This is a genomic window from Lysobacter sp. F6437 (genome assembly GCF_052547215.1).
On record NZ_JBQWRB010000001.1, the window covers coordinates 237,325 to 251,025 of the forward strand.

At 68.9% G+C, this 13,701-nt stretch carries 12 protein-coding genes; 9 read left to right on the top strand and 3 right to left on the bottom strand.

The window, feature by feature from the left end; all coding sequences use genetic code 11:
- Positions 1–10 precede the first annotated feature (10 nt).
- A complete protein-coding gene (locus tag ACT9F5_RS01015; protein ID WP_445118098.1) occupies positions 11–1,525 on the bottom strand; it encodes a helicase HerA-like domain-containing protein in 1,515 nt (504 codons plus the stop codon).
- A gap of 131 nt (positions 1,526–1,656) precedes the next feature.
- On the opposite strand from ACT9F5_RS01015, the gene ACT9F5_RS01020 reads away from it, so the two are divergent.
- Complete coding sequence (locus ACT9F5_RS01020; RefSeq protein WP_445118099.1) at positions 1,657–3,207, top strand: transglycosylase SLT domain-containing protein; 1,551 nt, start codon at positions 1,657–1,659, stop codon at positions 3,205–3,207.
- An 11-nt stretch (positions 3,208–3,218) separates the two neighbouring features.
- Here ACT9F5_RS01020 and asd read toward each other — a convergent pair whose 3' ends face one another.
- Entirely contained in the window at positions 3,219–4,064 is an 846-nt protein-coding gene (gene asd / locus ACT9F5_RS01025; RefSeq protein ID WP_445118100.1) for an archaetidylserine decarboxylase, read from the bottom strand.
- Positions 4,065–4,074: 10 nt separating this feature from the next.
- On the bottom strand, positions 4,075–4,722 hold the full coding sequence (locus ACT9F5_RS01030; RefSeq protein WP_445118101.1) for an SCO family protein: 648 nt from the start codon (positions 4,720–4,722) through the stop codon (positions 4,075–4,077).
- A 108-nt stretch (positions 4,723–4,830) separates the two neighbouring features.
- On the opposite strand from ACT9F5_RS01030, the gene prmB reads away from it, so the two are divergent.
- The 8 genes from prmB to trpA all read left to right on the top strand — a co-directional run bounded on the left by prmB (position 4,831) and on the right by trpA (position 13,656).
- Entirely contained in the window at positions 4,831–5,793 is a 963-nt protein-coding gene (gene prmB / locus ACT9F5_RS01035) for a 50S ribosomal protein L3 N(5)-glutamine methyltransferase (RefSeq protein ID WP_445118102.1), read from the top strand.
- A 141-nt stretch (positions 5,794–5,934) separates the two neighbouring features.
- Positions 5,935–7,035 carry a chorismate synthase gene (gene aroC / locus ACT9F5_RS01040; protein ID WP_445118103.1) on the top strand — a complete coding sequence of 367 codons (1,101 nt, stop codon included), beginning with the start codon at positions 5,935–5,937 and terminating at the stop codon, positions 7,033–7,035.
- A 95-nt stretch (positions 7,036–7,130) separates the two neighbouring features.
- Positions 7,131–8,156, top strand: a complete 1,026-nt coding sequence (locus ACT9F5_RS01045) for an aspartate-semialdehyde dehydrogenase (protein WP_445118104.1) — start codon at positions 7,131–7,133, stop codon at positions 8,154–8,156.
- A gap of 78 nt (positions 8,157–8,234) precedes the next feature.
- Positions 8,235–10,061: a FimV/HubP family polar landmark protein gene (locus ACT9F5_RS01050; RefSeq protein WP_445118105.1), complete on the top strand. Its 1,827-nt coding sequence runs from the start codon at positions 8,235–8,237 to the stop codon at positions 10,059–10,061.
- Between the two features lie 34 nt (positions 10,062–10,095).
- The gene (gene truA / locus ACT9F5_RS01055) at positions 10,096–10,956 is read left to right on the top strand and encodes a tRNA pseudouridine(38-40) synthase TruA (protein ID WP_445119459.1); all 861 of its coding nucleotides are present in this window, start codon (positions 10,096–10,098) and stop codon (positions 10,954–10,956) included.
- The gene (locus ACT9F5_RS01060; protein WP_445118106.1) at positions 10,953–11,612 is read left to right on the top strand and encodes a phosphoribosylanthranilate isomerase; all 660 of its coding nucleotides are present in this window, start codon (positions 10,953–10,955) and stop codon (positions 11,610–11,612) included. The genes truA and ACT9F5_RS01060 overlap by 4 nt, the downstream gene beginning before the upstream one ends.
- Positions 11,613–11,626: 14 nt before the next feature.
- On the top strand, positions 11,627–12,847 hold the full coding sequence (gene trpB, locus ACT9F5_RS01065) for a tryptophan synthase subunit beta (RefSeq protein ID WP_445118107.1): 1,221 nt from the start codon (positions 11,627–11,629) through the stop codon (positions 12,845–12,847).
- Positions 12,844–13,656 (top strand): tryptophan synthase subunit alpha, encoded by an 813-nt coding sequence (trpA, locus tag ACT9F5_RS01070; protein ID WP_445118108.1) that lies wholly within the window; start codon positions 12,844–12,846, stop codon positions 13,654–13,656. The genes trpB and trpA overlap by 4 nt, the downstream gene beginning before the upstream one ends.
- Positions 13,657–13,701: the final 45 nt, after the last annotated feature.

Genomic DNA, 13,701 nt, shown 5'->3' on the forward strand with positions numbered 1-13,701 from the left:
GAAGCCGCGGTCAGCGGCGACCGCCGAAGATACCGCCAAGCAGGCCGCGCAGGATCTGCCGGCCGATCTGGCTGCCGACCGTGCGCGCGGTCTGCTTGGCCATGGTCTCGACCATGCCCTGGCGGCGCTTGGTGCCGAACACCGCATTGCGGATGGCGTCGCCGAAACCGGCTTCGTCATCCTCGGCGGGCTTGGCCGGCGGGGCATCGGCCTGCGCGGTCGCGGCCTCGGCTTTCTTCGCCAGCATCTCCTCGGCCGACTCGCGATCGAGGCGATTGTCGTACTTGGCGCCGACCGGGCTGCCGGCACGCACCTGCGCACGCTCGGCTTCGGTGATCGCGCCCATGCGGCAGCGCGGCGGCGCGACCAGGGTGCGTTCGACCGGCATCGGGATGCCCTTGTCCTGCAGGGTCGACACCAGCGCCTCGCCGGTGCCGAGCTGGCCGATCGCTTCGGCCACGTCGAGTGCCGGGTTGGCGACGAAGGTCTGCGCCGCGGTGCGCACCGCCTTCTGGTCGCGCGGAGTGAAAGCGCGCAGCGCGTGCTGCACGCGGTTGCCGAGCTGGCCGAGGATGTCGTCGGGCACGTCGTCGGGGAACTGCGAGCAGAAGTACACGCCGACGCCCTTGGAGCGGATGATCCGGACGACCTGCTCGACCCGCTGCTGCAATGCCTTCGGGGCGTCCTCGAACAGCAGGTGGGCCTCGTCGAATACGAACACCAGCTTCGGTTTGTCGAGATCACCGACCTCGGGCAACTGCTCGAAAAGCTCCGACAGCAGCCACAGCAGGAACGACGAGTACAACCGCGGCTTCAGCACCAGGCTGTCGGCGGCGAGGATGTTGACCACGCCGCGGCCGTCGGTGGTGGTGCGCATCAGGTCGGACAGCTCCAGCGCCGGCTCGCCGAAGAACATCTCGCCGCCGTCGGATTCAAGGCGCAGAAGCGCGCGCTGGATCGCGCCGATCGATGGCGTGCTGACCAGGCCGTATTCGGTCGAGATGGTCTTGCGCTCCTCGGCCACCAGCGTGAGCAGGGCGCGCAGGTCGTCGAGTTCGAGCAGCAGCAGGCCACGGTCGTCGGCCAGCTTGAACGCGATGTCGAGCACCCCGGACTGGGTGTCGTTGAGTTCCAGTATGCGCGACAGCAGGGTCGGGCCGATCTCGCTGACGGTCGCACGGACCGGGTGGCCGAGCTTGCCGAACAGGTCCCAGAACACCGTCGGGCTGCCTTCACTGGTGTAGCCATCGACGCCGATCTGGTCGATCCGGGCCTGCAGTTTTTCATTGACCGTGCCTGGCATCGAAAGCCCCGCGACGTCGCCCTTCACGTCGGCCATGAACACCGGCACCCCGATCCGCGAAAAGCCCTCGGCCAGCGTCATCAGCGTCACCGTCTTGCCGGTGCCGGTCGCGCCCGCGATCAGCCCGTGGCGGTTGCCGAGGCGGGGTTGCAGGAACACCTGCCCACTGGTCGGAGTGGTGACTGCCTTGCCGACGAGGATGGGATTGGGTGTGGGCGCCATGGCCGTTTCCTTGATGGGATGAGGCCGATTCTATGGCCTAAACGTCGGGCGTCGCGCCACTGTGCCGCGGTCGATTGCCGGGGCCAACTTGCCGGACTACCCTGCGAGTCACTTCGAACCACTTGCAGTCCATGCCCGTCCTTGCCCGTGTGTCCCTGCGTTTTCCCTTCCGTCTCTTGACTGCGCTTCCAACCCTCACCGCGGCGGCGCTGCTGGTACTGGCCCCGTTCGATGCCGGCGCTGTTTCGCGGCGCGACCAGGCCGCGGTAGAAGCGCTCGGCCAACGTATGCAGGTCGCCGAAGCCAGGTATCGCGAAGCGATGGTGGCGATCGGCCATGCCGACCCCGATGGCGCCGCACAGGCCAATGCCGCGCTGGAGGACATGGAGGACGTGATGGCCGCCTGCGTCGAGCAGCGCGGTTGTTCGGTGCCCTCGATGCTCACGACCTACGAGCGCCTGCTCAAGCTCAACGCGGACGCCGAAGCCGGCGATGGCGACCTGCCCGACGACGAAATGGGCCCGGACCACGCGGTGCCGCTGGAGCACGCGATGCCGCACGAGGTTCCGCAGGCCGCGCGCGCGGCGGCGCTGCTGGCCGATGACCGCCATGCATTCGACCGCATGGTCCAGTACAACCCGGCCGTGCAGGAGGGTATCCGTCGCTGGCTGACCGACATGCGCGACGACTTCATTACCAGTTACGAGAATTACCAGTACCTGCGCCCGCAGATGTGGCCGCAGTACGAGCGCGCCGGGCTGCCGGAGGCGCTGCTGTTCGGGATCATGGCCAAGGAATCCAACGGCCGCGTGCATTCCACCTCGCGCGCGGGCGCCGCCGGGCCGATGCAGTTCATGTACGCGACCGGGCAGCGTTTCGGCCTCGGCGACGACGGCACCGGCTTCGACACCCGCTACGACCCGTACGCCGCATCCGAGGCCAGCGTCGCCTACCTCAACGAGCGCATGCGCGAGCTCAACCGCAGCATCGAGCTGGCGCTGGCCGCATACAACGGTGGCGAGGGCAGGGCGCGACGGATCCATCAGCAGAACCCGGGCAAGAGTTTCTGGAGCGAGGATGTCTATCCACAGTTCCCGCCCGAAACCCGCGACTACGTGCCGATGGTGATCGCGGCGGCGTGGCTGTTCCTGCACCCCAGGGAATACGGCCTGAGCCTGCCGGACGTGGACCCGAAGGCCGCGAAGCTGCAATTGCAGCAGCCGGCGTCGATCTACCAGCTGACGATCTGCCTGGGCAACCGCGGCACGGACATCGGCTACATGCGCGCGCTGCGCAACCTCAACCCGCGATACCGCGCCGACGACCGTTTGCCTGCCGGAACCACGCTCGACGCGACACGTAGGATCGTCGGGCTGTACCAGCGTCATTGCGTCGAAGGACCGCGCGCCGAGCTGGCCCGTACCCTGGTGGCCAGTGACCCGACCGCCGCGATCGTGCGCAGTGCCGGTGTTGTCGCGGCGGCACCCGCAGCGGTCGGCGCCCCGGTGCCGGCAGCGAGCGCACCGCGCCAGTATCGCGTGCAGCGCGGCGAAACCCTGACCTCGATTGCCCGCAAGTTCCAGTGCGACACCGGTGAGCTTGCCCGCGCCAATGGGATCAAGGCGCCGCGCTACATGATCAAGCCCGGGCAGCAAGTGGAGCTGGTCGGCTGCCGGCAGTAGGCGCGCACCCTTTACCCGGTCAGCGTAGCCAGCCGCTGCCCCAGCTTCACCGGCGACTCGGCCACCAGACCGGCGTCCAGTTCGGCCACGCCGGCCGGCAGCAGCACGATCACGGTCGAGCCGTAGTTGAACCGCGCCATCTCCTCGAACCGCTCGATGTCGATGTCCTCGCCACGCCAGTCGCGGGTGGTGACCTTGTCGCCGTAGGCGGGGATCTCCTCGCCGCTCCACGTCGTTTCCACTCCCGACACCAGCAGCGCACCGACCATGACCACCGTCATCGGCCCGAAATCGGTCTCGAAGTGGCAGACCAGTCGCTCGTTGCGGGCGAAGAGCCGTGGCACGTGTTGCACCGCCGCCGGACCGACGCTGAACAGTCGGCCAGGCACGTGCACGGTCTCGAGCAGCTTGCCCGACCAAGGCATGTGCACGCGGTGGTAGTCGCGCGGTGACAGGTAGACGGTCGCGAACAGGCCGTCCTCGAACGGTTTGGCGGCCGTGGCGTCGGCGAGCAGTTCGGTAGTGGTGAACGACTGGCCCTTGGCCTGGAAGATCCGTCCGTGCTCGATCGGCCCGCACTGGCTGATCCGGCCGTCGGCGGGCATCACCAGCGCCCGCGGGTCCGGATCGGCCACGCGCACGCCGGGCTTGAGCGCGCGGGTGAAGAACGCATTGAAGGTCGGATAGGCAGTCGCGTCCGGCTGCGCGGCCTCGTCGAGGTCGACCCCGAACCGGCTGACCACGGTGTCGATCAGCCAGCGGCGCAGGCGCGGATGGTCCGAGTAGGCCAGGCGGCGCGCCAGCGACGACATCAGCCGGTGCGGTAACACGTGGGTCAGGTGGGTGGTCAGGCTCATGCGTCGGTGGTCAGGGTGCGGTGGCCCGGGTCAACGCGGCCATGTCGGCGGCGATGGCGTTGGGGTCGAACGGTGGCTGGATCAGGCCCGACATCCGTCCCTGCGGATCCAGCACCGCCATCGAGGCACTGTGGTCCACCGAATACTGGTCGGCCGGCACGCCCTCCGGCGGCGGCACCTTGACGAACACCATGCTCAACGAGCGGGCGAAGTTCTCCAGCGCGGGGATGTTGGCGGTCGCCGCCAATGTGTCCTCGTGGAACGCGTGGGCGTACTCGCCGATGCGGTCCGGGCTGTCGCGCTCGGGGTCGACCGACACGAACAGCACCCGCGGCCTTACGGATTCGGGGATCGAGGTCCACTGCTTCTGCGCCTGCGACAGCTGCGCCAGCGTGGTCGGGCAGACATCCGGGCAATGGGTGAAACCGAGGAACACCAGCGTCCAGTGCCCGTTCAATTCACCCGGCACCAACTGGGTTCCATCGGACTGGCGCAGCCCGAATGCGGGCAGTTCGCGCGGCGGGTCGAACAGCCGCACCGCCTGCGTCTCCGGCCATTGCGTGGTCGGCGCCTTGCCGTAATGGTCCCGCACGGCCCACAGGCCCAGCCCGGCGGCCAGCGCGACGATGATGACGATGATGGTGCTGCGGTTGAACATGGCGGATCCGGAGAAAGACGGGCGGGGCACCGCGAGCGGCGCCGTCATCGGGCCATGATAGCCGGCGCCGGCCGCTATAATTGCCGGCCCTCCGTCGAACATGCCCCCATGAGCCAGGCCACCCCGACCGCCGAGCGCACCAGCCTTGCGTCCGTGACCTTCGAGCAGGTCTCGATCATCGACCTGATCCGCCTGGGCGGCAGCCGCTTCGCCGAAGCCGGGCTGACGTTCGGCCACAGTTACGACAACGCGATCGACGAGGCGACCCAACTGGTGCTGCATGCATTGCGGATGCCGCATGACCTTGGTCCGGCCTACGGCGCCGCGCGGGTCACGGGCGATGAGAAGGCGAAGGTGCTGGCGCTGTTCGAACGTCGCATCAACGAGCGCATCCCGGCCGCCTACCTGACCGGCGAGGCATGGTTCGCCGGGCTGAGCTTCAAGTCGGACCCGCGCGCGCTGGTGCCGCGCTCGCCGATCGCCGAGCTGATCGAGTCCGGTTTCGAGCCGTGGCTCGGCGGCCGCGAGGTCCGTCGCGCGCTCGACCTGTGCACCGGCTCGGGCTGCATTGCGATCGCGATGGGCCATTACCAGCCGCACTGGGAGGTCATCGGCGCCGACATCAACGACGACGCCTTGGCGCTGGCCGCCGAGAACAAGGCGCGCCTGCACGCCGACAACGTCGAGTTGCGGCAGTCCGACCTGTTCGCCGGCCTGCAGGGCGAGGTGTTCGACCTGATCGCGACCAACCCGCCGTACGTCACCCATGACGAGACCGACGCGCTGCCGCCGGAGTACGCGCACGAGCCGGAACTCGGCCTGCGTGCCGGCGACGACGGCCTCGACCTCGCGCTGAAAATCCTGCGCGATGCGCCCGACCACCTCAGCGAGAATGGCCTGCTGGTCTGCGAGATCGGCGAGGCCGAGCGCGCGCTGGTCGAGTTGCTGCCGGAACTGCCGCTGGCCTGGGTCGAGTTCAAGGTCGGGCAGATGGGCATCTTCGTGGTCGATCGCGCCGACCTGGTCGAGCATCATGCGAGGATCAAGGCGCTGGCCGACGCCCGCGGCTGATTGCCGTGCCTGCCAAGGCTTCGTAGGAGCGGCTTCAGCCGCGATCTGGAGTCGGTGCAGGCGATCGACCATCCGATCGCGGCTGAAGCCGCTCCTACGAAAAGCGACGACGCGACGGTACGACTCGAACGGAGAGAACGCGTGGCCAGCAACACCTTCGGAAAACTGTTTGCGGTCACAACCTTCGGCGAAAGCCACGGGCCGGCGATCGGCTGCGTGGTAGACGGTTGTCCGCCGGGGCTGGCGCTCGGGCCGGACGATTTTGCCCAGGACCTCGCGCGGCGCGCGACCGGCAAGTCCCGCCACACCTCCGCGCGCCACGAGGCCGACGAGGTCGAGATCCTGTCCGGCGTCTACGAGGGCACCACCACCGGTACCCCGATCGCGCTGTTGGTCCGCAATACCGACGCCCGCAGCAAGGATTACGCGAAGATCGCCGGACAGTTCCGCCCCGGCCACGCCGACTACACCTACTGGCAGAAGTATGGCATCCGCGACCCGCGCGGCGGCGGTCGCTCATCCGCGCGCGAGACCACGATGCGAGTCGCCGCTGGCGTGATTGCGAAGAAATGGCTGGCCGAGAAACACGGCGTCCGGGTGCAGGGCTTCCTGTCGCAGATCGGTGAGGTCGTCCCCGACGGCCATGACCTTTCAGTGGTCGAGGACAACCCGTTCTTCTGGCCGCACGCGGCCCAGGTGCCGGCGCTGGAAAGCTACATGGACGCGCTGCGCAAATCGGGCGACTCGGTGGGTGCGCGTGTCGATGTGGTCGCCGACGGCCTGCCACCGGGCTGGGGCGAGCCGGTCTACGGCAAGCTTGACGGCGAACTCGCCGGCGCGCTGATGAGCATCAACGCGGTCAAGGGGGTCGAGATCGGCGATGGCTTCGCGTCCGTTGCCCAGCGGGGCAGCGAACACCGCGACCGGATCACCGCCGAGGGCTTCGAGTCCAACCATGCCGGTGGCATCCTTGGCGGCATCAGTTCAGGCCAGGCGCTGCGGTGCTCGGTCGCATTCAAGCCGACTTCCAGCCTGCGGTTGCCGATCGACAGCCTCGACATCCACGGCGACACCGTCGAGGTGGTGACCACCGGCCGCCACGATCCCTGCGTCGGCATCCGCGCGACCCCGATCTGCGAGGCGATGGTCGCGCTGGTGCTGATCGACCAGGCCCTACGCCACCGCGCCCAGTGCGGCGACGTCGGCGACGTCACCCCGCGCGTACCCGGCAAACCCCTGTAGGAGCGGCTTCAGCCGCGATCGTGGAGTCGGTCGCCCGCACCGGTTTCAGATCGCGGCTGAAGCCGCTCCTACAGAAAACAACAGAGACGAATCGAATGAGCAAGACCGTAAACATAGCCATCGTCGGCGCCACCGGTGCCGTAGGCGAGGCCATGCTGAAGATCCTCGCCGAGCGCCAGTTCCCGATCGGCAAGCTGCACCTGCTCGCCAGCGAGCGTTCGGCCGGCGAAAAGATCGAGTACGGCGCGAAATCGATCACGGTGCAGGACCTCGCCACTTTCGACCCGACCGGGGTCGAGATCGCACTGTTCTCCGCCGGTGGCTCGGTCTCGAAGGAATACGCGCCGAAGTTCGCCGCGGCCGGCGCGGTGGTGATCGACAATTCCTCGGTGTTCCGCCAGGACGACGACGTGCCGCTGGTAGTGGCGGAGGTCAATCCGGACGCCGCGCGCGACCGCCCGCGCGGGATCATCGCCAACCCGAACTGCTCCACCATGCAGTTGATGGTCGCGCTGGCGCCGATCCATCGTGCGGTCGGCATCGAACGGATCAACATTGCGACGTACCAGTCGGTCTCCGGCACCGGCAAGCGCGCGCTGGAGGAACTCGGCCGGCAGACCGCAAGCCTGCTCAACTTCCAGCAGGCCAAGGCGGAGGTCTACCCGGTGCAGATCGCGTTCAACGTGATCCCGCACGGCGGCGACTTCTGCGACAACGGCTACACCAGCGAGGAAATGAAGCTGGTGTGGGAGACCCGCAAGATCCTCGGCGACGACGGCATCGGGGTGAACGCGACGGTGGTCCGGGTGCCGGTGTTCTACGGCCATTCCGAGGCGGTGCACATCGAGACCCGCGACAAGCTGTCCGCCGTCGATGCTCGCAAGCTGCTGGAAGCGGCGCCCGGTATCGAGGTGGTCGATGAGCCGGTCGGTGGCGGCTATCCGACCCCGGTCACCCACGCGTCGGGCAACGACCCGGTGTACGTCGGCCGGATCCGCGAGGACATCTCGCATCCGCGCGGCCTGTCGCTGTGGGTGGTCTCCGACAACATACGCAAGGGCGCGGCATTGAATGCCGTGCAGTTGGCGGAGCTGGTGCTGGCCGAGCACCCCAAAGCCTGACAACGGCACGGTTTTGCATTGCCGCGGCCGGCGTCGCTCGCTAGAGTCGCGGCCAGGGGACAGCAGTCGGGAGTGGTTGTGAAGCGATTCGCGCGTACGGCATTGGCGGTGGGGCTGGCATTGGCCAGTGGCACCGCCGCGGCGCTGGGACTGGGCCAGATCGAGCTGAAGTCGAAGCTCGGTGAGCCGCTGTTGGCCGAAATTCCGATCATCTCCAGCGATCCCGCCGAGCTGGAGCGCCTGCGCGCCGGCCTGGCATCGCCGGAAACCTTTGCCCGCATCGGCCTGCGTCCGCCGGATTCGGTGGTCGCCAACCTGCAGTTCGTGTCAGCGCTGGACGACCGCGGCAACCCGGTGATCCGGGTCACCAGCGTCCAGCCGATCGAGCAACCGCTGCTGACCTTCCTGGTCGAGGTCGACTGGGGGCAGGGCAAGCTGGTCCGCGAATACTCGGCCCTGATCGATGCCCCACGGACGGTATCGGCGCCGCTGCAGCCGCCGATCGAGGCGCCGGTCGCTGCGCCATCCAACATGATCGCAAGCGAGCCCGCGGCGGTCGCGGATGCGCCCGAAGCCGTTGTTGACGACACGCTCGAGTCGCAGCCCGAGCCCGTCGACCCGCAACAGGCCGGCACGGAGTCGAGCCCGGACACGGCAATCGAACCGACGCCCGAACCCGCCGCTGCGCCGAGGCCCGTGGTTTCGGCGCCGCCACCGGCCCCGGCGGCCCGTCCCGGCGAGTACGGTGCGGTCCGGGCGGGCGAGACCCTGTCGGAGATCGCCGAGCGCCTGGATTTCGGCGCCAGCCTCGACCAGTCGATGATCGCGCTGCTGGATGCCAACCCCGATGCGTTCATCGATGGCAACGTCAACCTGCTCAAGCAGGGCGCGGTGTTGCGCGTACCGGACGCGGCCGAGGTGCGTGGCGTCGACGTTGCCCAGGCGATGGCGCGCGTGCGTGAACAGACCCGCGCCTGGCGCACCGCCCGCGCGCCGGTGCCACAGCCCGCGCTGGCCGCTGAACCCGCCGGTGCGACCGCGGACGCCGGCTCCACCGCCGGCGACAATCCCCCGGACGAGTCGGCCACCGCGGCCGGCGGCGCCCGGCTTGAAATCGTTCCCCCGGGCGCCAGCGGCGCGTCGCAGGCGGGAACCCAGTCCGGCATCAGCGCCGGAGCCGAGGGCGACATGGTGCGACAGGAAATGCAACAGACCCAGGAAACCCTGGCCGCACGGAATGCCGAGCTGGCCGACCTCAAGAGCCGCGTCGCCGACCTCGAAAAGCTCCAGGCCGACCAGCAGAAACTGCTGCAGATGAAGGACAACGAGCTGACCGCGGTTCAGCAGCGTCTTGCCAAGGCCCAGTCGGCCGAGCAGGACACGGGTGTGCCGGGGCTCCCATGGTTGCTGGGTGGCGCCGGGTTGCTGCTGCTGGGCCTGCTGGGCGGCTGGTGGATGCGCCGCCGCGCGGAGGTCGACACTGGCGGATTCCGTGCGCCCGTGTCACCGGGCAACCCCTCACCGCTGGCCGCGGGTTTCCCGGCCGCGAAGCCCGTCGCCACGCCGCGACGCGAGCCGGTAATGCCCGATCCCGCGCCCGCCAGGGAGGCCCCCGCGTCCTCGCCTGCGGCGCCGGTCATCCCGGCTGCGGCTGCGCCCACCCCGTCCGCCCCGACGCCTACCTGGCACGCGGGTTCACCGAAGTTGAACGTACCCGCGCCAGCGCCAGTGGAACCCTCGATGGCTGATGCCGAGGCACCGGGTCGCGAGCGTCTGGAACTCGCCCGCGCCTACCTCGACCTTGGCGACCGTGACAGCGCCCGCCAGTTGCTTGGCGAGATCGCGATCAATGGCGACCATGCCCTCCGCCAGCAGGCGACGCAGATGTTGCGCGAACTCGACTGACGTCGTGCCGGCAGTACCCGTGTCACCGCAGGCCATGCAGGCATCTTCCCCAACGAACGCAGGCGAGAAGGTTCGTAGCGAGGGCCTGCGACGCTTCGCGCTCGGGGTCGAATACGACGGCAGCGAATTCTCCGGCTGGCAACGCCTGAACCGGCGTGGCGAACCTGAGCGGCGCAACGAACCCACGGTCCAGGCCGCGCTGGAAAAGGCACTTTCTTTCGTCGCCGGGAGCCCGGTCGACGTGGTCTGCGCCGGCCGCACCGACGCCGGCGTCCACGCATCGGCACAGGTCGTGCATTTCGACGGCCCGGCCGGGCGCGACCCGCGCGCCTGGGTGCTGGGCACCTCCAGCCAGTTGCCGCCATCGGTATGCGTGCTCTGGTGCGTCCCGGTCGCGGACGACTTCAATGCCCGGTTTTCCGCGCGTGCGCGTCGCTATCGCTACTCGATCCTCAATCGCCAGGTCCGGCCCGCCCTGCATCGCCAGTACCTGGCCTGGGAGCGCCGTCCGCTGGACGCCGACGCAATGCACCGCGCGGCGCAGGCACTGGTCGGCGACCACGACTTTTCCGCATTCCGCACCGTCCACTGCCAGGCGCCACACGCGCGCCGCCAGCTGCACGAGATCAGCGTCGTGCGGACCGGCGAGGTGGTCGCGATCGAGGTCCAGGCCAATGCGTTCCTGCACCACATGGTCCGCAATATCGTCGGCAGCCTGCTGCCGATCGGCCGGGGCGACCGGCCCGCGGGCTGGATCGCCGAACTGCTGGCGGGCCGCGACCGTGCCGTCGCAGGCCCGACCGCGCCTTCCGCCGGGCTGGTGTTCCTCGGCCCCCGCTACCCCGCACAATGGGGTCTTCCTGTCGAAGTGGAGTTGCACGAGGCGATGTCTTGAACCGGATCCTGTTCCGTACCCGAATCAAGTTCTGTGGATTCACGCGGCCCGGCGACGTCCGGCTGGCCTGCGAGCTGGGCGCCGACGCGATCGGTTTCGTGTTCGCCGCCGGCAGCACCCGCCGGGTCGAACCCGAGGAGGCGCGGGCCATGCGCCACGCCCTGGCCCCGCTGGTCGACGCGGTGGCGTTGTTCCGCGACAACCCGGTCGACGAGGTGCGCGAGGTGGTGCGGCAGGTGCGGCCCAGCCTGTTGCAGTTCCACGGTAACGAAGACGACGCGTTCTGCCGCGGCTTCGGGGTGCCTTACCTGAAGGCGATCCCGATGGGCAGCGAACTCGCGTCGCAGCACCCGGCGGCGTTGCACGTCCGCTATCCGGCGGCGAGCGGTTTCCTGTTCGACAGCCACCCGCCGGGCGGCTCCGGCGGCAGTGGAAAGCCGTTCGACTGGGGCAAAATCCCGGCCGGCGTGCAGAAGCCGTTCATGCTGGCGGGAGGCTTGTCGGCCGACAACGTGTTCGATGCGATCATGGCGACGCTGCCGTGGGGCGTTGACGTGTCCAGCGGCATCGAGAGCACCCCTGGCATCAAGGACGGCGACCGGATGCGCCACTTCGTCGAAGAAGTGCGTCGCGCCGATTGCCACGTCCTCGACTGAAACCGTAGCTGGACATGACTGACCAACCCCCTATCGATTTCCACGCCTGGCCCGATGCCGACGGCCATTTCGGCCGCTTCGGTGGCCGCTTCGTCGCCGAGACCCTGATCGGACCGCTGCAGGAACTGGCGGACGCCTATGACGCGGCGCGGATCGCCCCGGATTTCATCGCCGAGTTCGATCGTGACCTGGCCCATTACGTCGGCCGGCCCAGCCCGATCTACCACGCGCAGCGCCTCAGCGACGAGGTCGGCGGCGCGCAGATCCTGCTCAAGCGCGAGGACCTGAACCACACCGGCGCGCACAAGATCAACAACACCATCGGCCAGGGCCTGCTCGCTGCACGCATGGGCAAGCCGCGGATCATCGCCGAGACCGGCGCCGGCCAGCACGGCGTGGCCTCGGCCACGGTCGCCGCGCGGCTCGGGTTGGAGTGCGTGGTCTACATGGGCGCGACCGACATCGAACGGCAGAAGATCAACGTCTACCGGATGAAACTGCTCGGCGCGACGGTGGTGCCGGTGACCAGCGGCTCGGCGACGCTCAAGGACGCGCTCAACGAGGCGATGCGCGACTGGGTGACGAACGTGGCGGACACCTTCTACATCATCGGCACCGTCGCCGGCCCGGACCCGTACCCGCGCATGGTGCGCGACTTCAACGCCGTGGTCGGGCGCGAGGCGAGGGCGCAGATGCTGGCCGAGTACGGCCGCCTGCCCGATGCGGTCACCGCCTGCGTTGGCGGCGGCAGCAACGCGATCGGCATCTTCCACGCCTTCCTCAACGATCCGGGCGTGCGCATCGTCGGTGCCGAAGCGGCGGGCGAGGGCATCGACAGCGGCCACCACGCCGCTTCGCTGGCGGCCGGCCGCCCCGGAGTGTTGCATGGCAACCGTACCTACGTGCTGTGCGACGACGACGGCCAGATCATCGAGACCCATTCGGTTTCCGCCGGCCTTGACTACCCCGGTGTCGGTCCCGAGCACGCCTTCCTCAAGGATGTCGGTCGGGCCGACTATGTTGGCGTCACCGACGACGAAGCGCTGGCCGCATTCCACCAGCTGGCGCGGACCGAAGGCATCCTGCCGGCGCTGGAATCGAGCCACGCGATCGCACAGGCGATCAAGCTGGCGCGCGCGATGCCCAAGGACCAACTGGTCCTGTGCAACCTGTCGGGCCGCGGCGACAAGGACGTGCACACCATCGCCGCCCGCGACGGGCTGTCCATCGCATGAACCGTATCGATCGACGCTTCGCAGCATTGAAATCCACCGGGCGCAAGGCGCTTGTCCCGTTCATGACGGCAGGCGACCCTTCGCTGGAGGCGCTGGTTCCGGTCATGCATGCCCTGGTCGACGCCGGTGCGGACCTGATCGAGCTTGGCGTGCCGTTCTCCGACCCGATGGCCGACGGCCCGACCATCCAGCGCAGCTCCGAACGCGCACTGGAACGCGGTGCCGGGCTGTCCTACGTGTTCGAGGGTGTCCGCGAGTTCCGCCAGCGCGATGACGACACTCCCGTGGTCCTGATGGGCTACCTCAACCCAGTCGAAATCCGCGGCGCCGAGCGCTTTGCCCGCGAGGCGGTCGGTGCCGGCGTCGACGGCGTGTTGCTGGTGGACCTGCCCCCGGAGGAGGCCGATGGATTCCGCCACGCGTTTTCCGCGCATGGCCTTGCCCTGATCCTGCTGGCCGCACCGACCACCTCCGACGCGCGCATGGCGCGGTTGTGCGCGAGCGCCAGTGGCTACCTCTATTACGTCAGCTACGCAGGCGTGACCGGCGCCGACCGCCTCGATACCGGTGTCGCCGGCGACCGCATGCACGAGATCCGTGCACAGAGCCCGGTGCCGGTGGTGGCCGGGTTCGGCATCAAGGACGCCGCCAGCGCCGCCGCGATGGCACGGCAGGCCGATGGCGTGGTGGTCGGCAGCGCGCTGGTCGCCGCGCTCGATGGTGCGGCGAGTCCCGATGAAGCCGCGGAGCGAGCCCGCGCGTTCCTGGCCCCGTTGCGTTCAGCGCTGGACGGGCTGCGGCCGGAGTAGGGACGCTGCGTTAAACTGACCCGCTTGGCCGGCGGCGTTTCTTGC